Source organism: Paenibacillus sp. AGC31 (assembly GCF_057334655.1).
Genome location: NZ_JBHFJH010000027.1, coordinates 150479 through 169834, shown reverse-complemented (window position 1 = coordinate 169834; position 19356 = coordinate 150479). Strand labels below are relative to the sequence as shown.

General features: G+C 47.3%; 19 protein-coding genes. 10 read left to right on the top strand and 9 right to left on the bottom strand.

Annotation, left to right across the window (positions count from 1 at the left end):
- Positions 1-63: 63 nt before the first annotated feature.
- From ACE04G_RS12625 to ACE04G_RS12600, 6 genes are all read left to right on the top strand, one after another.
- Positions 64-576, top strand: coding sequence for an RNA polymerase sigma factor (locus ACE04G_RS12625; RefSeq protein ID WP_339183034.1), 513 nt, complete (start codon positions 64-66; stop codon positions 574-576).
- Entirely contained in the window at positions 576-1892 is a 1317-nt protein-coding gene (locus tag ACE04G_RS12620; protein ID WP_339183032.1) for a DUF4179 domain-containing protein, read from the top strand. The genes ACE04G_RS12625 and ACE04G_RS12620 overlap by 1 nt, the downstream gene beginning before the upstream one ends.
- A 111-nt stretch (positions 1893-2003) precedes the next feature.
- Entirely contained in the window at positions 2004-3047 is a 1044-nt protein-coding gene (locus ACE04G_RS12615) for a S66 family peptidase (RefSeq protein ID WP_339183030.1), read from the top strand.
- Between the two features lie 64 nt (positions 3048-3111).
- A complete protein-coding gene (locus ACE04G_RS12610) occupies positions 3112-3417 on the top strand; it encodes a hypothetical protein (protein WP_339183028.1) in 306 nt (101 codons plus the stop codon).
- Between the two features lie 235 nt (positions 3418-3652).
- A complete protein-coding gene (locus tag ACE04G_RS12605) occupies positions 3653-4414 on the top strand; it encodes a threonine/serine exporter family protein (RefSeq protein ID WP_036611092.1) in 762 nt (253 codons plus the stop codon).
- 18 nt (positions 4415-4432) lie between these two features.
- Positions 4433-4891, top strand: a complete 459-nt coding sequence (locus ACE04G_RS12600; RefSeq protein ID WP_339183025.1) for a threonine/serine exporter family protein — start codon at positions 4433-4435, stop codon at positions 4889-4891.
- Positions 4892-5023: 132 nt separating this feature from the next.
- On the opposite strand, the gene ACE04G_RS12595 is transcribed toward ACE04G_RS12600, so the two are convergent.
- From ACE04G_RS12595 to ACE04G_RS12570, 6 genes are all read right to left on the bottom strand, one after another.
- Positions 5024-5530 carry a DUF2569 family protein gene (locus tag ACE04G_RS12595; protein WP_339183023.1) on the bottom strand — a complete coding sequence of 169 codons (507 nt, stop codon included), beginning with the start codon at positions 5528-5530 and terminating at the stop codon, positions 5024-5026.
- A 135-nt stretch (positions 5531-5665) separates the two neighbouring features.
- Positions 5666-6619 carry an aminoglycoside phosphotransferase family protein gene (locus ACE04G_RS12590; protein ID WP_339183021.1) on the bottom strand — a complete coding sequence of 318 codons (954 nt, stop codon included), beginning with the start codon at positions 6617-6619 and terminating at the stop codon, positions 5666-5668.
- A gap of 107 nt (positions 6620-6726) precedes the next feature.
- A complete protein-coding gene (locus ACE04G_RS12585; RefSeq protein ID WP_339183019.1) occupies positions 6727-7194 on the bottom strand; it encodes a DinB family protein in 468 nt (155 codons plus the stop codon).
- Between the two features lie 355 nt (positions 7195-7549).
- On the bottom strand, positions 7550-8491 hold the full coding sequence (locus ACE04G_RS12580) for a DUF1963 domain-containing protein (protein ID WP_339183017.1): 942 nt from the start codon (positions 8489-8491) through the stop codon (positions 7550-7552).
- A gap of 342 nt (positions 8492-8833) precedes the next feature.
- The gene (locus ACE04G_RS12575; RefSeq protein ID WP_036610695.1) at positions 8834-10123 is read right to left on the bottom strand and encodes an ammonium transporter; all 1290 of its coding nucleotides are present in this window, start codon (positions 10121-10123) and stop codon (positions 8834-8836) included.
- A 2-nt stretch (positions 10124-10125) separates the two neighbouring features.
- Positions 10126-10539: a hypothetical protein gene (locus tag ACE04G_RS12570; RefSeq protein WP_221819256.1), complete on the bottom strand. Its 414-nt coding sequence runs from the start codon at positions 10537-10539 to the stop codon at positions 10126-10128.
- A gap of 286 nt (positions 10540-10825) precedes the next feature.
- Here ACE04G_RS12570 and ACE04G_RS12565 point away from each other — a divergent pair, with 286 nt between their 5' ends.
- Positions 10826-11317, top strand: a complete 492-nt coding sequence (locus ACE04G_RS12565; RefSeq protein WP_339183014.1) for a DinB family protein — start codon at positions 10826-10828, stop codon at positions 11315-11317.
- A 114-nt stretch (positions 11318-11431) separates the two neighbouring features.
- On the opposite strand, the gene ACE04G_RS12560 is transcribed toward ACE04G_RS12565, so the two are convergent.
- A complete protein-coding gene (locus ACE04G_RS12560; protein WP_339183011.1) occupies positions 11432-11935 on the bottom strand; it encodes a GNAT family N-acetyltransferase in 504 nt (167 codons plus the stop codon).
- Positions 11936-12042: 107 nt separating this feature from the next.
- Positions 12043-13146, bottom strand: a complete 1104-nt coding sequence (locus tag ACE04G_RS12555) for a M23 family metallopeptidase (RefSeq protein ID WP_339183009.1) — start codon at positions 13144-13146, stop codon at positions 12043-12045.
- A 221-nt stretch (positions 13147-13367) separates the two neighbouring features.
- Between ACE04G_RS12555 and ACE04G_RS12550 the strand changes: the two genes are divergently transcribed.
- The 3 genes from ACE04G_RS12550 (at position 13368) to thrS (ending at position 18359) form a co-directional block, all read left to right on the top strand.
- A complete protein-coding gene (locus ACE04G_RS12550) occupies positions 13368-14129 on the top strand; it encodes a response regulator transcription factor (RefSeq protein ID WP_339183007.1) in 762 nt (253 codons plus the stop codon).
- The gene (locus ACE04G_RS12545) at positions 14126-15886 is read left to right on the top strand and encodes a sensor histidine kinase (RefSeq protein WP_449004237.1); all 1761 of its coding nucleotides are present in this window, start codon (positions 14126-14128) and stop codon (positions 15884-15886) included. Before ACE04G_RS12550 ends, ACE04G_RS12545 begins: the two co-directional genes overlap by 4 nt.
- 472 nt (positions 15887-16358) lie before the next feature.
- Positions 16359-18359, top strand: coding sequence for a threonine--tRNA ligase (thrS, locus tag ACE04G_RS12540; RefSeq protein ID WP_449004238.1), 2001 nt, complete (start codon positions 16359-16361; stop codon positions 18357-18359).
- Positions 18360-18406: 47 nt separating this feature from the next.
- On the opposite strand, the gene ACE04G_RS12535 is transcribed toward thrS, so the two are convergent.
- A complete protein-coding gene (locus tag ACE04G_RS12535; RefSeq protein ID WP_221819248.1) occupies positions 18407-19270 on the bottom strand; it encodes an SDR family oxidoreductase in 864 nt (287 codons plus the stop codon).
- Positions 19271-19356: the final 86 nt, after the last annotated feature.

The following is a 19356-nucleotide window of genomic DNA, read 5'->3' as shown; positions in this document are numbered from 1 at the left end:
ACAAGAACCGTTTGAAGCTTTACACGGTCTAATACTCAACATATCGATGAAAGGAGGAGCCATGTGACCCCTTCTCAGCTCACCATCGCCGCACAAAAAGGGGATGCCGAGGCTTTTGCAGCCTTAATGGAATTACATCAGAGCCAACTGTACCGTATCGCATATGCCTACCTGCATAACGAAGGTGATGCGCTCGAAGCGATTCAGGAATCAACGTTCAGGGCGTTCCATAAACTCAAAAAATTAAAAGAGCCCTCCTACTTTGGCACTTGGCTCATCCGCATACTGCTCAACTACTGTGCGGACGAACGCAAACGTAAAAGTCGGTTCAGTCCCGTCACCGAGATTATTGAATCCAGCAGTTGGGATCGTCCTGCGGACCCCGATCTTGCTGCCGCCGTATCCACCCTTGACCGGGATTGCAAACAGATTATTATCCTGAGTTATTTCGAAGGTTTCTCCTTAACTGAAGTTGCCGATATTCTCGACATCCCGACCGGAACTGTAAAATCCCGATTACATCGGGCACTCGGACAGCTCCGTGATCAACTTGAAACGAAAGGAGATGTATCCTGATGACGGATGAACAAAACTCATTCGACACATTGGAAGAACGTCTGAATGCTCGAAAGACGGAATACGAAACCATGCCTGTACCGGATGCCGCCTATCAGGCTGTTCAGTCCGGAATCCGCCAGGCTGCCCGCAAACGCAAGTCCCGGCTGCGCTGGTATATGAGTTCCATCTCGGCAGCGGCTCTCATCCTGCTGTTTACCGGATGTATCCGTGTCTCTCCCGCTTTTGCATCCTTCGTGGAGCAATTGCCCGGAATGGAGGGCATTGTGAGTATGATTCGCCAGGACAAAGGATTAATGATGGCCATCGATAAGTCCCTCTTACAGCAGGTCGGTGTCACCGACGAGCATGATGGTACTTCCTTGACCGTTGATGGCATTATCACAGACGAGTCACGTATGGTTATTTTCTACACGATGAAAGGCATGAAAGATTCCGAGAAATTCAACTATGACATTGATTTGCTGGATGAGAACGGTAAAGACCTTCCTGTTGCGTTTAGCTATTCCTCTCTTAATCCAGCTTCAGAAAGTGGAATTTATGAGGATAAAATCGATATCTCATTCATAGAATCTTTACCGCCACATGAGCTGACCGTTATATTTAAGGAACGAGGTAAGGAACCGAATAATAAGTGGAAAGTCACCTTCCCCGTGGATCACAGCTTAACAAAAGGCATGAAAAAAATCATTCCCGTAAACCAAACAATGACCGTGGACGGGCAGCGTATCCATGTGAAACAGGCCATTCTGTATCCCACTCGCCTTGTACTTGATATCGAATATGATCGGAACAATACCAAAACAATCTTTAACATTCGTGATCTGCACTTGGTAGATGAGCAAGGCCGAGCATGGCGAACAGATTCATCTTCTATCTCAGGCTCTGGAAGTTCCGTCTTTTTCGAAAGCATGTACTTCTCCACTCCGAAAAAACTGACTTTGCAAGGGTCTGGCCTTTCAGCGGTGGATAAGGAAGAACTGGTTATCAGCATTGATCCATCTTCAGGTGAAATACAAGGCGGCCCATCCAGTTTGAAATTGCTGCAAAGCACGGTCCAGGGCAAAAATCTGATCCTCGAGTTTTCAATTGCAGATGCTCAAAATGCTACTTCGGGGCTATCATTTACCAACATTGAGGACAGTAAAGGAAACCCTTTCGACATTAATGAAGTAGGCTGGAGCCCTTCCGTCTTTGAAGCAAGAGTTGTCATTAAAAATGGAGCCGCAGCCAAAGGAAATCTGACAATGGAAATATTCTCTTACCCTGATCAAATTCGCGCACCGTTCTCTATTGAAATTCCTGTGACTCCCTAAAGAAAATGTAACCGCCATAATTGCAAGCCACTCGACGTTGTCATGCACTATAATGAAAATATTAAACAGCTACATTAAATCGATATGTTCACAAGAAAGGGTGTTTCCACAATGAATAATCGTTCAATCCGTTATCCGCAACCACTCGCGCAAGGGGACATGATCGGTGTGGCAGCCCCCTCCAGCGGTGTAGGCGAATCCCTATACCACTATCTTGAGGAGAGCAAACGTAATATGGAGCGCCTTGGTTTTGGCGTGCTGGAAAGCCCGTCGCTCCGCCACAACACCAAATGTGTGAGTGCCTCCAAAGAGGAACGCGCCGAAGAAATGAATGAATTTTTCCGCAATCCAAATATTCAAGCGATTATCCCTCCATGGGGCGGGGAATTTCTGATGGATATCCTGCCCCTGCTGGATTGGGAAGCTTTGAAAACATTACCGCCCAAATGGGTCATGGGATATTCGGATATCAGTACGTTCTTGTTCGCCTATACCCTGATCACCGGAACAGCATCCGCACATGGCACCAATTATGTTGATCTAAGATCAAACGCCCTCGATCCCGTGACTGCGCGCTGGATTGATGTGTTACAGACCAAATACGGCGGACAGATCACACAATCGTCTTCCACACATTATCAATCGGCATGGAAACCGGAATCTCCTGGATTTAACCTGGATACACCTTCGCAATGGAAACAGCTCGGCCACTCGGAAGATGCAGATACCGCTGTGTCGTTCTCCGGTCGGCTGATCGGTGGCTGTATGGATACGATCTCCAGTCTGATTGGTACGCCGTATGCACCCGTCCAATCGTATTTGGATCAGTACTGTGCAGACGAAGGTACCATCTGGTATCTGGAAAGCTGTGAGATGAATGCGGGGGATATCTACCGTCATCTGTGGCAGATGAGACAGGCTGGCTGGTTTGCAGGTGTAAAAGGTTTCATGTTCGGCCGACCTGCGGGTTACTCCGATACAGCCGATTTCAATTTTACCGATGCCCTATCCTCTGCACTTGGGGATCTGGATGTACCTGTACTGTACGATGTGGATCTCGGCCATGTTCCGCCCCAGCTCACCTTTGTGAATGGAGCATTGGGCAAAGTCGCTTATGAAAATGGACGCGGGAGCCTTGAGATGGCGTTTGTGTAATCACCTTTTATAGGCAGATGCATACCTTGAAGTAAGAACTTATTTTGAGGAAGGGTTGTGCATCATGTCTGAATCCACATCCACGCCATCCGCGCGTGTCGTGTATCAAGCCAATCAACCGATGCTTCAATCCGTGCAAAGTGTGCGGAATATGCTTCATCATACAGCCCGGCAGCATATAGGCAAGAAGGTACACGTCCAGAATATCGATGGGCAAGTGTGGGAAGGTGTCATCATCAGTGCAGACCGGGGAATTTTGTATCTCCAGGTTACCCCGATGCACGGATATCCTGAACCGCGCGCCTTGTTTGGACCAACGATTTTGCCGCTTGTGCTGTATGAATTGTTGGTTATCACACTCTTGATGTAGGGGTATTGTACTTCCATATCCGAACCTGTTCCAAGAAGCTTCGCTCCTGAGATCTTCAAGTCTTGGGAACGAAGCTTTTTTATGGTCCCGGCCATGGTGCGGTATGATTCCTTGCGAGCGTGTGAAATATGATACAATGGTGTCGCACCACCCCATATCTCATATGAAACGGAGCTTGATCCGGTTGGAATACATACGTCATGATTCATCACCCGTATCACAAGCCGAGACGGGTATGATTGGCAGCAACCCTACTGAACAATCCCGCGTGATTGCAATCTGTCTGCTCGCAGGCAAAATCATGCTGCAAAGCGGTGGTGAAACCTACCGTGTGGAAGATACGATGAAACGTATGGCGGCTGCGCTGGGTTTACCCCATTCGCACAGTTACGTTGTTCCGACAGGCATTTTCTTCTCTGTTGATGCAACCGAACCCGCCAAGCTGATTCGTATCTCCGAGCGTACGACGGATCTGGACAAGGTGTCTGAGGTGAATGCAGTCTCCCGCCGCATTGGGCAAGGTGAGCTATCCGCTCAGGAAGCTCATGATCTGTTGGTACAGATCGAAGGCAAGCCCTCCTCCTATTCAACGGCGGTGCAGCTTACGGCCGCAGCGTTATCCAGTGGTTGTTTTACCATTATGTTTGGCGGGGGCTGGAGCGACTTTCTTCCGGCGTTAATCTGCGGGGGCATAGGTTATGCAGCCGTTATTGCCTTTCACAGGTTGGTGCGGGTCAAATTCTTTGCCGAGCTTACGGCATCCTTTGTTATTGGCTTACTCGCTTTTCTCCTGATCTACATGGGAGTAGGTCATGAACGGGACAAAATCATTATTGGTTCGGTTATGCCACTGGTTCCGGGGCTGCTGATTACCAATGCTGTACGCGATCTAATGGCCGGACATCTTGTCTCCGGATTATCCAAGGGAGCCGAGGCATTTCTGACCGCCTTTGCCATAGGTACCGGCATTGCAGTTGTATTTTCACTTTTTATGTAAGACGGAGGAATGCAGGATATGCTCCATTTTATTGAACAAGCCTTGACCAGTTTTGTCGCTTCAGCCGCGTTTGGGATCATCTTCAACGCACCACGGCGCATGCTGCTCCACGGTGGATTTGTCGGCATGATCGGCTGGATCATCTATATCGTGCTTGAATATGCAGCGGATGCGGTGCCTGCTACACTTGCAGCGACCATAGCCGTAGGTGTCATCAGCCAGGTATTCTCTCGCATGTTTCGCGCACCTGTCATCATCTTTAGCGTCGCAGGCATCATTCCTCTCGTTCCTGGTGGACTGGCGTATAATGCGATGCGAAGTTTTGTGCAAAATGACTACAGTGCCGCTATGGAGATGGCCGCCAAAGCACTCATGTTATCCGGAGCTATTGCCGTAGGCCTGGTGCTCTCCGAGGTATTAAACCAGATGATACGCCGAATTCCCGCCTCAATTCGGGAACAATCATCATCGAAATGATTATTCTTTTCATATATTCAACACACGTAAAGGCCCGTTAGCATACAGGATGATCTCTTGTATAGCAACGGGCCTTACGTGTCACTATCCTATAGAGCACTATAGTGCAGTGAGACAATCGAAGAAGTCTATTTACTTCACAAACGTATTTTTCACACGTACCGACTTTAGGAAATACGGGATAAAGATACAACATGTCAGAAGTGATCGTACGATCAACTGAAAAGCCGGAGTTGCATCAAGCACATGCTGTTCTCTTGGGATTTCATTGCGTGCAATCAGAATCCACGTCACGATGCTTATGATCACATTCATCAGGTACATCACCATCATCATACGTGGAAACTGTCTCTTCCGTTTATATAAAAGAATGAGATTCACGATAACGATTATCAATAGAATGGTACTGCTTATGAAACCAAACCACAGGAGTGGACGGATCATCTCCGTGTAAATCTGAGGATCGACACCACGGCCTACTTCCCATCTGGCAGGGTCCATGATGACATTCACCTGCGATACATCCGAGATGAGAAACACCAACGCAAACCAAAGACTGATCTGGATTAAAATGAGCCAGCCGCCTAATCCGGAGATGCCAGGCAGCTCTCCATCCGAATTCATGTGTCTATTGTTCATTTCATCCTCCTCATACCGAATATTAAACGTCTCCAGTAATAACCGCTTGTGCCTAAGTTCCACTTCGTTGCCTGGCCTCAAATATAATTCTGATCCGGGTATACCTTAGCATAATCTGTTGGCTATGCTTTTCCCTTACCTGTTCAAAGTATACCACCGAGGGATGAAACTGCGAAAATCATCATGATCTTCACGGACACGTTCGATCTTGGTCATCATCTCATGTGTCTCTTCCGGCTTCACCTGCTGAATCCACACCACAGAAGACACCAGCGCCATGGCCGTATACAGTGAATACAATCTCCAGAATAACTCATCCGGTTCATTGCCATCGAAATAACCCTGAATTTGACCTATGGAATATGGAATACTGATCTCCGAAGCAAACAAACCCAGCTTCAAAAATTCATGAATGGGATCACCTTGATCATAACGATTAAAATCAACCACTCCTGCGAGTTTATCCTGCTTAACGACGAGATTGCTCGGGTGAAAGTCATCATGCTGAAATCCATCTGGACGATTTTTCATCCAACCAAGATGGTCTGCAATAAACGTTAGAATAACATGATCCTCTTTCATCACGATAGGGCACTGTTTATAGCGCTCCACGTAACGTTGATGCTTGGTGCTCTTGCGTATGTACCATGATTCGATCTGTCCCTCCATCGGCAACTGGTGAATCAGCTGTAGCTGCACTCCTGCTTCCAAACCAACCGCCCACTGCTGCTGTTCATTCAGCTGAGGCAGTCTCTCGGAAGCATCTTCGCCTTCAATGTAGCTAAGAATCATATATCCGTTCTTCTCATCCAATCTACCTGTGCCCAACGTTGCTGGACACAGTACACCTAATTGTTGCATGCTCTGCAAATATTGATATTCCCTTTGCTTCATCCATTCCTCAGCAATATCATACACCCTCACCAGCACATGGCCTTGACCAGGGATAAACATTTTGAATTTAGTATCTGCTGAATAACCCTTCATAACAGGTTCAATCCGCGTGGCCTGACCAAGTTCAGGAATCTGTTTTAACCTGTCAATTAACGTATTGTCCATCGATGCATTCCATGTATCGTGTTGTTCCACGTCCCGAATCCTCCGTTATTTCACGTATGGCGTGTAGTATCGTCGGTCTATTCCCACTTTAACCCATGATATTTCCTATAACATGCTTATATGTATTCTATCCGTTTCTATTTAAAAAGTACTGATTCGGGTTCTTTGCCCGTCAGGGTCAGCATCGTATACAATTGTCCTCTGTGATGATATACATGCCCCATAATCTCAAGTAACCACTCCAGCCGACTATAGGAAGCTCCCCAGTACGAATCCGTCACATGTAATAACTCTTCCGTGTTAAACTGCCTGTACCGTTGGTATAGATACATCTGGTTATCAATCAAAGCCTGCTTGATCTCACCGAGCGAATGCGCCTGATTCTCTGCATAGAATTGAGCCATCTCTTCCTCCGATGCACCTTCGGAAATATAAACATCCGCTCGGCAGATCACAGACAGATGGGCTAGTAATTCTCCAACAGGCCGTTTACCTTCAATTGGAGTCAAAGCCAAATCTTCTTCCGACAACTGATCACATATATCAATCAACGATGTTACGGCCACGTCAATATGTTTGAACGCAGATTGAATCAACAGACACACTTCCTTTTTATCCCATTATACGGAACATATGATCGGTTATCAACCAAGATATCCCTCCTTAATTTATACCCCAAATCTATATAAATTGAACAAAATATTTACACAAAACGGAGAAGACAGAAAGGACCTGAAGAAGCGGAGCGTTCGCCTTTATCCCCGGATTTCCCCTTTATAAAAGGAATCAAAAAAAAATCTGGGGATAACAGCGATCGGAAGGTTGTTCTGTCATCGGAGTGTGCAGTGTAAATATTCTTTAGTTCAATTTATATAACAATCTACGAACAAAAAAGTCCTTCCTCCTTCTTATAGACGGGATTCAGGACATTTTGTTGCCTATTTGTTTTCAAATCTTTGCTCAACTTGAGTATAACGAACAATACGTTTGCTCGAATCGTCCAGCCTCCAAGTCAGACTTGCGAATGAAAAATTGCAGTTCCCCGCAATCCCACCATTGGAAACCAATAGCATCATGCGTATCTATCTTCAACAGCAGCAGCGTATCGGATAGTTCCTGCCATGTCCGATCCTCATCACCGCCGTAATGCTTGGTCAGCTTCTTCTCACACTCCTGCTCATTATAATCGTACTCTTCTCCCAGTGCGATCTGTAACAAGGCACGATGCTCGGCATCCGGATGCTGCCCGTCAGGATATCCAAACATCCCACCCCAATTCAGCGTACTTGGATGATTCCAACTCGACTCGAATTCAAGGTAACGGTCATACAGACTCACTTCCGCTTCGGCCTCATCGTTCTCAAGCCTCGGCGGCGAGAGCTCATTCAGCCCGTTGGAGTCAATATATGCATATGTAGGAAACTCAAGATTAGGCAGCACAGTCACCGAATGTGCAACAAACGGTGCTCCATCCAGCGCGGTATCACCCTCAGGTTCTCGCCTTATCAGGTTATGAGAACTTGGCTCAAAAATCACACGATGTTCAATGGGACAAGCAGATTCATCCGTGCCAATGAAAAAGTATAACATTCCACGTTCAGGCAAAGTCCCGCGCCCATCATTCGGCGTATACGGCGACAAATCCACCAGGTTCAGTTGGGCCAGGAAAGTCATTAGAACTCCTTCTTGTGTTACGGGCCATTCCATGCGACTTGGCAAATCCGGATGTCCACCCACACGTGAGTTTCCTGTTCTGCGATATTCGTCCAGTGTGGATACATCGAGGCGAATTCCCCAGCGGCTTGAAGACAGCAGCAGATCGGCAGCAACTCCCAAACCATATTCCTCAAGTGTTTTACGGGCTTTTCTGGTCAGACGTTCACATTGTTCTGGCTTAATCATATAGATCCTCCCCTTTTGACAATACACCTATGCTGAGACATATTCAGGTTCACACCTGTATATTCTTCCGCCCGGACGTCTTTCCCTGCTTCTATATAAATTGAACTTAAGAATATTTTACACTTACCACTCCGATGACAGAACAACCTTCCGATCGCTGTTATCCCCAGAATTTTTTAGATTCACCTTTGCAAAGGTAAAAATCCGGGGATAAAGGCGAACTCTTCGATTCTTCAGGTTCTTTCTGTCCTCTACGTTCTCGTGTAAATGTGCAGTCCAATTTATATAGAAAAAAGAGACTGACATTCCTTGTCAGTCTACTTCCTTAATTCTATATTCCATTTAACGATTTGGATCAGAAGACTTCTCCTGGTAAGCACGCATATGCTCCTCACCATCCAGGAATTCATGGGCCTGATGGGCTGCCATCACACCATGATAACTGATATCCAGACCCAAATCTTCCTCTTCTTCTGTCGAACGTACAGGCACAATTTTGCCAATCAACTTTAACCCGATCCAGGTCATGGCGAATCCCCAGATGACTAAGGCTGTAAGGCCAAGTGCTTGAACACCCAGCAACCTCCAGCCGCCGCCCATAAATAATCCACCATCCGTAGCAAACAGACCTACAGCAATCGTGCCCCACATTCCGGATGCAGCATGCACCGGGAAAGCACCAACTGGATCATCAATCTGCCGACGGTCCAGCCAGTTAGTGGCTGCCATCATCAATAGACCGGATACTGCCCCAATGAATATCGCTGCTACATCACCAACAAAAGCACAGCCTGCCGTAATGCCGACGAGTCCCGCGAGTGAACCGTTAATGACCGATGGCGCATCTGAACGATTGAAGCGGAATAACGTATACAACAACGTAACCGCACCACCCGAAGCCGCAGATAACATCGTAACAATCGCAATGTGACCAATTCTTACATCCGTCGCACTGAGTGTACTACCAGCATTGAAGCCAAACCAGCCGAACCATAACAGAAATGCACCTACAGATGCCAGTGGCAGATTGCTCGGGAGTGCAATGGCACTTACGCCAAGTGGCGTGTATTTGCCTTTACGCGGGCCAATAATAATCGCAGCCGCCAGTGCCGAGAATCCGCCGAGTGCATGGATAACAGCCGAACCGGCAAAGTCCTGCATCCCCAGCTGACTAAGCCAGCCGCCGCCCCATGCCCAGTGTCCACCAATTGGATAGATAATCGCCGTCATCAATATGATATACAACAGGTAGGCACGGAAGTTGATCCGCTCGGCTACCGCTCCTGAAACGATGGAAATAACAGCAATGGTAAAGGCAGCCTGGAACAACCAGAATGTCTCCAGAGATACCGGTACGTCCAGGTGAGACAAATCCCCATTCAGGAAAAATCCCGTTACTCCCGCAAAACCGCCAACGTCCGAACCATACATCAGTCCAAAACCGATAGCATAGAACAGCAACGTTCCAATCGTAATGTCAGCAAAAACCTTCATAATAATGTTCACACTATTTTTATAACGCACAAAGCCAGCCTCGAGCAGGGCGAATCCACCCTCCATCAATAAAATCATCGCTGCACTCAGTACGACCCAGACCGTATCAATCCCGGTGCTTAACGTCTCCAAAGTCATGTTTATACATCCTCCGTTTCACTAAGCTGTCTGAGTTCACGGATTGTATCGGGCGCAAGCTCAATCTCGTCCCGCTCAATGCTGTCCGGATGCTTAATTCGTTCTGCGATCTGATCCAATTCACGTATGCGTCTGCGAATCTGTTCCATCTTGCGAAAACGTTCCTTCACCTGCACCATATACTCTACCGCCTGATGATGGGATGCTGGGCGGCCCGCAAACCATTTGCGTACGGGCGACAACGATTGATAAGCAACCTCTTCCGCTCGACGCTTCTGTTCGAACTGTTCGATCTTCTGCTTGAGCGTTTGGATCTCATTTTCTTTTTTGACCTTCAGCCGTTCGATAAGGTACAATAAATCGGACGATGATATTTGCAATGCTGTATGGTGATACACCTCGTCGATTACTAACATATCATGTCAGGACTCCTTACATATCAAGTTACTTGTACCGATTATAGTTTGCCGGGGTCTGCCCGTCAATCTTTTTTTGGACTTGGGATGGATTTAAATGAACCGTTCATGGAGAACGGCTTTTTTTATTTGGCACAAATCACATCTAACAAAGGCTAATCTTGCCTAGGTTCGCATTCACTCTTTCCATTCTCAATGCTTCAAGAATAAGCATCCACATTTTGGGTAATGAACATACACAGACTACCCGCATCATAGAACCCGTATATAAGGAGAGGATTGCACGATGTTTACTCGTAATGACAATATACGCAACCAAATTTGGGAAGCCATCTCAGGACTCGAAGAAGAACAATTGAACCGAAAATCTTCACCCGAACAGTGGAGTATTATGCAAGTACTACGTCATCTGAATCTGATGGAAAATGTCATTGGAAAACAAGCCCGCCTGGCCCTCGAGAAGGAACAGACGGTGTCTGTGGACAAAAAACCATATGAATTATCGTTGGACCGCAGCCGCTCCGTAGAGGCACCACCCCATCTTCAGCCTCCAGCAGCGCCCGAAGCACTTGCAGACGTACGCAATGATCTGGACGAATCTCACCAATCGTTAAATAACTTTGCATTGGATCATGATCCTGACCTGCTGCGCAGCAAGTCCTTTCCTCATCCCGTATTTGGTGAGATGGATCTAACCCAATGGATTGACTTTACAAGTTATCATGAGGAACGTCATCTGGGACAGATCCAAGAGATCAAACAGCAGCTTGGCGTATAAACACAACCTTACTTTCACATAGCAAAGAATATAGTTGAACGACAAAAAACCTCCAATCCTATTAATTTAGGTTGAAGGTTTTCAATGTTCTTATCCTACGAATAAGAACGACACTTATATTTTTTTGCCCAAAATCGCCAGATCTCTATTCACACCATCCAGTACGGCAACTTCGGGATAATATCCCCACTGTTCAAAACCATGCTTGCGCAATAACCCCAGACTCGGTTCGTTATGCCCAAAGACAAATCCGAGAATGGTCGTAATCCCAAGTGCAGGACACGCCTCAAATACCGTTTCAAGCAAACGTCCGCCAGCCCCAATTCCGCGGCATTGCTGATCGACGTATACACTGACTTCCACCGTTCCGTTATACGCAGGGCGTCCATAGAACGAGCTGAGACTTGCCCAAGCTACCACCTGTCCTGCTTGCTTCATCACCCAAAGCGGACGATGATCGGGTGTATGTTCCTCGAACCAAGGCAAACGTTGCTCCACCGTCACCGGCTCCAAATCCGCTGTTGCCATACGGCCCTCAATGGTAGAATTATAAATTTCCACAATCCTCGGCAAGTCCTCCAGGCGCGCATATTCAATCTGCACATCTTCCAGTTTCATCACTATTCCTCCATCATTCCAGATCGTTCTATTATCATAGAGGATATTATAATGGAAAATAGAAGCCTTCGTCACCTCTAACATTCTGACAGAGAATTACTCCATCATTACTCTGGAAGTCCCTGAATTGTGTTCCCACGAGTTAACTGCTGAGTCTGGTCTGCCCAACGAATGTTAATTGAGCGAGATGTGAACAGATCCGGGCCATCCGACACCTGGAAATGCAGATGAGCTTCACTGGAGTTCCCCGAATTACCAAGCTCACCGATAGGGTCTCCCTGCTTGAGCTTATCTCCTTTTTTGACCGAAACAGTACCTTCCTTGATGTGTCCTGTGATGCTGTATTCATTGTTGCCATGGTCGATCACCACATAATTCCCCGCTGGCTCTTCGGGATTCATGACGCCGGGTATATTGTCTGGTATGTCATTTTTGGTATCGACAACTGTTCCGTCCGCAGCAGCATAGAGTGGTTGACCAAAAGCATGGTAGTTTGCGTTCACCTTGGCATCCCCGTTATAGCTAAAACCTTCTTTTGAACGAATGATATCCAGCGCATAGCGCTGTGTTTCATGCTCATAATGATAGTTCGACATCACATCGTTACCTCCCCAGAACACATACCATTCACCCTTTAAAGGGAAATGGAATTCAGTTTTGGTGAACTTTTGATCTGTATTCTTATGGGTTTCCAGCGGCTGGATCAACAGACCATCAATCTGATTGGCCTCGGTAAAATAGGCTCGAATCCCTTTTGTCCCTGTTTGATCCTTCCAGGCGAACTCGGTCAGATTGTTCATCTCAGCTGCGAACACTTGATCCAGGGAAGTTACTCCTTCCAGGAACTCGTCAGCAGACGTTTTAAGATTTTCAAGTGTGATCGCTTCCTTCATTTGAGGACTCAACTGACGGTAAATATCTTCACTGGAACCCTTCATGAGGGTATCAACAAAATTGTCGGGTGTAACCATTGCAGTTCCTGCTGAAGCAGAATCCTGTTCCTGATGAGTGTTCTCACCCTCTTTATTTGTATTGGATGCCTGTTCGGCTGACTGCTGCTCCGCCTGGTCGGAAGTAATGGAGTTGCTGTTGCCGCAAGCAGACAATATCACGCAAGCTCCAAGGGTAATCGCAAGCACCTTCCACCCCCTTTTATTCTGCAATTTCAATTGTGTATTTTGTTTTGATTTCAGATGACCTTCTCTGTTCATTCTCAACATCCCTTTCCGTTAATCGTTATACTTTCCAGTTAAGTGTACAGAATGAGTCTTATCCTTCGTCTAACCCCATCTTACATGTAGTTAAACTTGCAACGCCTTTTGAGGCTGCATAATTAAGATTCCGTTAAGATAGCTCATACACTATACAGCCTTCTTGGATGGTATGATTAGCAATACACACAACGGAAGGATCAGGAGGTCATTTTTAAACTATGGATAACGTCTCATTACTGCTTGTGGATGATGAACAGGCTATTCTGCATATGCTCAAAACCGTTCTGCTCAAAGAGCAGTTTCTCGATATTGATACCGTTACAACAGGCGAAGCTGCCATTGAGGCATGCAACAACAAGACGTATCATTGCATCGTGCTCGACATCATGCTTCCTGGCAAAAGCGGACTGGAAATCTGTCCTTTTCTACGGCAGGTCACCGATGCTCCCATCCTGTTTCTGACGGCCAAAACAACGGATTATGACAAATTAACCGGGTTCGCCGTTGGGGGCGACGATTATGTTGCCAAACCCTTTAATCCTCTGGAAGTGGTTGCTCGAATTAAATCATTACTGAAGCGTTATTTACCTTCTAAAACCGCAGCGATCTCGGATCACAACCCATCTAACGTAAATACGTCATCTCGCTGCACATCGGAAGGCGTGTACGATTTTGGACGATTCCAGGTACTGGAGTGGGCTGGTGAACTTCGGGTTGAAGGTGAGCCCGTACCCTGTCCGGCACTTGTGTTTCAACTGCTACTCTTTTTCTGCAAACATCCCAATCGAATCTTCACCAAATCAGACCTCTATGAGCGAGTCTGGGGCTCTGAAGCCATTAGTGATGATAATACCGTGATGGTTCATATTCACCGCATTCGGGAGCGCATTGAAGCCGATCCTTCCAATCCGGTGTTTCTCGTCAACGTCCGGGGTCTGGGTTACAAACTGATTCAGCCGGAACATGTGTCACGCCCATGAGTATTCGTCGCAGGTTAATGACCCGGTTTATCGGGATGCTTGCCGGTGCAGTTGTTCTTATCATCCTGCTTGGGTCTGTAGCCACTTACTGGGTCGTACAAAAGGTAAATGAAGTGAATCTGGTAGATGATTTTGCTGCCAACGGTCTGGACCAATTAATTAATACAGCAGAGATCATGCCGGATGATACCATCCGATATGACCCCGAATTGCTGAAGCAAGTAGATAAATATCAAGGCTGGCTGCAAGTTCTGGATGAACAAGGTTACGCCATAGATGCATACCACACCCCGGCCGATGTTCCTACTCACTATAAACCGGGAGAATTGATTGCATACTGGGAAAGCCAAAAGCCCTTCCCTTATCAGATCGTCATGCTAATCCGGGAGAAAAACGGGAAGGAATTCACCTTGTTATATGGTGAGAGTAACCCGGCCAAGTCCTTAATGAATAAGATTCGTTCAGACCTTGCTTTCACCAACGGGAAGCTTGATCTTAAGACCGACCAACAGGAGGCCCTCCGTGCCGCCAATGCTTATCTTCAAGTATTGGACGCGTCAGGACGCGAGCTCTCCTCCTATAACAAACCGGACATGGGCGTACCTAGCGAATACACCATTCAGGAACTTGTTCTGCAAGTTCGCTATCCGAGTCGATCAGGTATGTCTGTTGCAACGTGGTACGACGAACAAAATGAAACTACCTGGCTGATTAGCATCCCTGGTGATCCAGCGGTGAACAGTGATCAGAACCCCTACAATTTTATTCTGGAACCGGCATTGGTTGTATTGATTGTATCCATCATCATTCTGCTCATCTTGCTTGCCTTCTGGTATGCCAATCGATTCGGCTCACCCATGCTGCATATGCTCCAATGGTTACAGCGTCTGGAGCGAGGGCATTACGAGGAACCCACCGGAGCTTTAGGAGTGCCTCGCAGTCAGCGTCGTAACGGAAAATGGAAACGGAAATATCACGTGTATGCTGAGGTGCTCCGCTCCATGCAGGCCTTGTCTCACACATTGAAACAAGATGAAGAACTTCGGAAACAGACCGATTCTCTGCGGGAGGAGTGGATTGCTGGCATAACACATGACCTGAAGACACCCCTCTCCTCCATTCAGGGATATGCTCATATGCTTGAGGCGGATAAGTATAGCTGGACCGCGGAGGAAGTCAGGGAATTCGCAGGCATAATGCTCGATAAGTCCATGTATATGGACAGGCTTGTCAACGACCTTGCCATGACCTATCGATTACGCAGTGGAGGATATCAACCTGTAGTGGAAGAGACAGACGTAAATACGTTGCTCGGTGATCTGATCCAGCGCGCCGAACGGAATCCGGCATATGGGGAAGGTCGCATCCTATTCCAACCATCCGAAGTGCCTGTGTATGGATTTGTCCATATTCCGTCGTTTGAACGAATTGTGGATAATCTGACTGCCAATGCCCTTCTTCATAATCCACCCGAGTCCATCCTGGTTGTCAGTGTGCATTCTGGTAAGCAGGTAGATGAATTCAGCATTCAATTTGCCGATAATGGACGAGGCATGGACCCCGAGACGGTATGGAAGTTATTTGAACGATACTATCGCGGTACAGATACTGGTACATCGGACGTTGGATCAGGGCTGGGCATGGCGGTAACCAAAGGTTTGATTGAAGCCATGAATGGTCGTATTGAGGTACAGTCCACCCCTGGTGAAGGAACGATCATTCGCTTAATATGGGATGGGCCGTCCGAAACCAATTAAAAAGTTCCGCTTGACCTTTCCATTTTCAGTCTATATAATCGACACTCAATAACACCTGTTCCAATATATTAATATTGAATGCAACACATTTCAGAATAATTTGAATGAGTTGATCTAACATATTTGGCGATGACCAGAGACATGATTTCGTTTGCGTGCTGCCCAGAGAGAGAGGGGATTGGTGAAACCTTCTTCAGCGAACGGACCGGAATTACCCCTCTGCAGCCGTGACCTCGAACCTCAGCATTTCGAACTTCCCTCGGATGTTTGGCTTGCTGCCAGTAGAGTTCACCGCCTGATCCCCGATAACGGATTCCAATGAGGGTTATGATGTTTTCTGTTCCGGCGGCTGGCCGAGAGCAGGGTGCACCATAACCAAAATTAGGGTGGAACCACGAGCCAAGCGCACTCGTCCCTTTTCCGGGACGGGTGTTTTTTGCGCTTTCATTTTAAGAAATGGAGAGTGGTTCACATGAGCAAACAAGAAAACAGTAACTCAGTAAGCAACAAATCAGGTAACGAAATTAACAACCAAGCAAATGATCTTCAACCATCCAGTCATTCCATTGAGGTCCATCTGCAAGGTGGCGCGATACGTTCTTACGAAGCAGGCATCACTGTAGGTGCGGTTGCCTCATCTATCAGCACAAGCCTGGGAAAACAGGCTATTGGCGGTATTGTAGATGGTCAAAATGTCGATCTCGATTGGGTGCTCAAGCAAGATTGCGAACTTGTTATCGTTACTTTGGACAGTGCGGAAGGTCTATATCGTTATCGTCACAGCGCAGCACATGTGCTCGCACAGGCACTCAAACGCATCTACGGTGCAGAACAAGTGAAACTGGGTATCGGCCCAGTCATTGAAGATGGATTCTATTACGATGTTGATCTGGAGCATGCCTTGTCCATCGGTGATTTGGCTGCCATCGAGCGGGAAATGAACAAAATCATTCAGGAGAATGAAAAGATCAGTCGACGGGTCGTTAGCCGGGAGGAAGCCCTCCGTATCTTCGGAGAAATCCAGGACCCCTACAAGCTTGAACTCATTCAGGATTTGCCAGAGGACGCCGAACTTTCAATCTATGATCAAGGAGAGTTCTTCGATCTGTGTCGCGGTCCCCATCTTCCATCCACTGGTCGAATCAAAGCGTTCAAGCTGTTAAATGTGGCTGGTGCGTACTGGCGGGGTAACTCGGATAATAAGATGCTGCAACGCATCTACGGCACTGCTTTCCCGAACAAAGCCCAACTGGATGAACATCTGCACATGCTTGAAGAAGCGAAGAAACGGGATCACCGTAAACTTGGCAAAGAGCTTGAACTGTTCATGTTCTCCGAAGAAGCGCCCGGCATGCCCTTTTATCTGCCCAAAGGCATGACTGTTCGCACTGAACTGGAGCAATTCTCGCGTGAGCTGCAATTACAGGAAGGTTATCAGGAGGTTCGGACTCCTCTCATGATGAACAACCGGCTGTGGGAGCAATCCGGCCATTGGGAGCATTACAAGGACAACATGTATTTCTCGGAAGTGGACGATGCTACTTTTGCACTGAAACCGATGAACTGTCCTGGGCACATGCTGATCTTCAAAAACACACTTCATTCCTATCGCGAATTACCCATTCGCATGATGGAATTTGGTCAGGTTCACCGCCATGAATTCTCAGGTGCCCTGAACGGTATGATGCGTGTGCGGACATTCTGCCAGGATGATGCCCATCTATACGTCATGCCAGAGCAGATCGAGGACGAGATTAATCAGGCGATCTCACTGATCGGACGTATGTACAACATCTTTGGGTTCGAATATAAGATTGAATTGTCCACTCGCCCGGAAGATTCCATGGGATCGGAAGAACTGTGGGATCAAGCTGAAAGAGCTTTGCAGAATGTACTAGATCGTCGAGGCGTGGAGTATCGCATTAACGAAGGAGACGGTGCCTTTTATGGACCAAAAATTGACTTTCATATCCTCGATGCGCTGAAACGCAGCTGGCAGTGCGGAACAATCCAGCTTGATTTTCAAATGCCGGAGAAGTTCGACCTCACTTACATTGGAGAAGATAGTCTGAAACACCGTCCTGTCGTGATCCATCGTGCCATCTACGGTTCCATCGATCGTTTCATCGGCATCCTGACTGAACATTACGCAGGAGCGTTCCCACTCTGGCTTGCACCTGTACAAGTGAAACTCCTACCTGTATCGGATCATTATGTAGACTATGCGCTCCAAGTACAGAACCAACTCCGGGCTGCGGGCATTCGGGTAGAAACAGATCTGCGGAGCGAGAAGCTCGGGTACAAAATCCGTGAAGCCCAGATGGAAAAAGTGCCTTATTCGCTCGTACTTGGTGAGAATGAGAAAAATGCCTCATCCGCCTCTGTCCGTGCATACGGTCAGGGAGATCAAGGCATCCAACGTATTGAAGCTGTTATTGAAATGATCCAACAAGCTGTGAAGGCAAAAGTATAAAAGATGTAACGACTCTATTCATGGGTCACTCATCAGCTTGTGCTGAATTACAACTTCTCGTCAGGCTTTAGCCCAACCTGTTCTTCGCTCCATGTCCAGAAACGCTCAGCTGAAGCATCATCAACGGCATGTTTCTTCAGCTGCTGCTCTTTCTGTTGATAGAAGTAACGCCCGGTGATGCCGACGACTTCAGGGCTTGTGGCCAGATAAACAGCCGTTCGCGCCCCTTCTTCAGGGGACAGAAAGAATGGAAGTTTACCTGCAAAAGCCATAATACGTGTGCCAAATCCGGTATTACGATCTACGCCAATACTCGTTCCCACCGCACCAGGGTGTAGACAGTTCACTGTGACAGACGTACCTGACAGTTTGCGAGCCAGTGTACGAGTGAAGAGCACGTTCGCCAATTTGGATTGGGCGTAACTTTTGATCGGATTATAACCTTTGTGCAGATGTGGATCTTCGAAGTGGATTTTGCCGGCCTTGTAAGCACCTGACGAAACGTTCACAACCCGTCCCTGCTTCGCGGCTTTCAGAGGTTCTATCAAAAGTAAGGTCAGCAGGAAATGCCCCAGATGGTTAATCCCGATACTTTGTTCGAACCCATCTGAGGTTTCCTTCCGCTTAACCATCACTACCCCTGCATTATTAACCAGAACGTCAAGGCGATCATGACGCTCGCGGAATGTGCGGGCAAACTGGCGTATACTTTCGAGTGAACCCAGGTCACACAACATCAATTCAATCGCAGAAGAGCCGGACTGACGCACAGCTTCCTGAAGAGCCTCTTGTCCGCGCTTCTCACTGCGGCATGCCATGATTACGCGATATCCTTGTCTTGCAAGTTCAATGGTGGTTGCCAACCCCATACCTGAGTTAGCTCCTGTTACAATGGCTGTCTGATTGGACATGAGGTACTTCCCTTCTGAACCTGAGGTTCCGAAATTAGAGGCGCGACGACGGACAATATGAGATAATGATAGGATCACATCTCGGT

What these genes read in the sequence shown, in the direction of transcription:
- ACE04G_RS12620 (WP_339183032.1), top strand. Translation starts at nt 576, where the DNA reads ATGACGGATGAACAAAACTCATTCGACACATTGGAAGAACGTCTGAAT.
- ACE04G_RS12615 (WP_339183030.1), top strand. Translation starts at nt 2,004, where the DNA reads ATGAATAATCGTTCAATCCGTTATCCGCAACCACTCGCGCAAGGGGAC.
- ACE04G_RS12610 (WP_339183028.1), top strand. Translation starts at nt 3,112, where the DNA reads ATGTCTGAATCCACATCCACGCCATCCGCGCGTGTCGTGTATCAAGCC.
- ACE04G_RS12605 (WP_036611092.1), top strand. Translation starts at nt 3,653, where the DNA reads ATGATTGGCAGCAACCCTACTGAACAATCCCGCGTGATTGCAATCTGT.
- ACE04G_RS12600 (WP_339183025.1), top strand. Translation starts at nt 4,433, where the DNA reads ATGCTCCATTTTATTGAACAAGCCTTGACCAGTTTTGTCGCTTCAGCC.
- ACE04G_RS12595 (WP_339183023.1), bottom strand. Translation starts at nt 5,530, where the DNA reads ATGAACAATAGACACATGAATTCGGATGGAGAGCTGCCTGGCATCTCC.
- ACE04G_RS12580 (WP_339183017.1), bottom strand. Translation starts at nt 8,491, where the DNA reads ATGATTAAGCCAGAACAATGTGAACGTCTGACCAGAAAAGCCCGTAAA.
- ACE04G_RS12575 (WP_036610695.1), bottom strand. Translation starts at nt 10,123, where the DNA reads ATGACTTTGGAGACGTTAAGCACCGGGATTGATACGGTCTGGGTCGTA.
- ACE04G_RS12570 (WP_221819256.1), bottom strand. Translation starts at nt 10,539, where the DNA reads ATGTTAGTAATCGACGAGGTGTATCACCATACAGCATTGCAAATATCA.
- ACE04G_RS12565 (WP_339183014.1), top strand. Translation starts at nt 10,826, where the DNA reads ATGTTTACTCGTAATGACAATATACGCAACCAAATTTGGGAAGCCATC.
- ACE04G_RS12560 (WP_339183011.1), bottom strand. Translation starts at nt 11,935, where the DNA reads ATGAAACTGGAAGATGTGCAGATTGAATATGCGCGCCTGGAGGACTTG.
- ACE04G_RS12555 (WP_339183009.1), bottom strand. Translation starts at nt 13,146, where the DNA reads ATGAACAGAGAAGGTCATCTGAAATCAAAACAAAATACACAATTGAAA.
- ACE04G_RS12550 (WP_339183007.1), top strand. Translation starts at nt 13,368, where the DNA reads ATGGATAACGTCTCATTACTGCTTGTGGATGATGAACAGGCTATTCTG.
- ACE04G_RS12545 (WP_449004237.1), top strand. Translation starts at nt 14,126, where the DNA reads ATGAGTATTCGTCGCAGGTTAATGACCCGGTTTATCGGGATGCTTGCC.
- thrS (WP_449004238.1), top strand. Translation starts at nt 16,359, where the DNA reads ATGAGCAAACAAGAAAACAGTAACTCAGTAAGCAACAAATCAGGTAAC.
- ACE04G_RS12535 (WP_221819248.1), bottom strand. Translation starts at nt 19,270, where the DNA reads ATGTCCAATCAGACAGCCATTGTAACAGGAGCTAACTCAGGTATGGGG.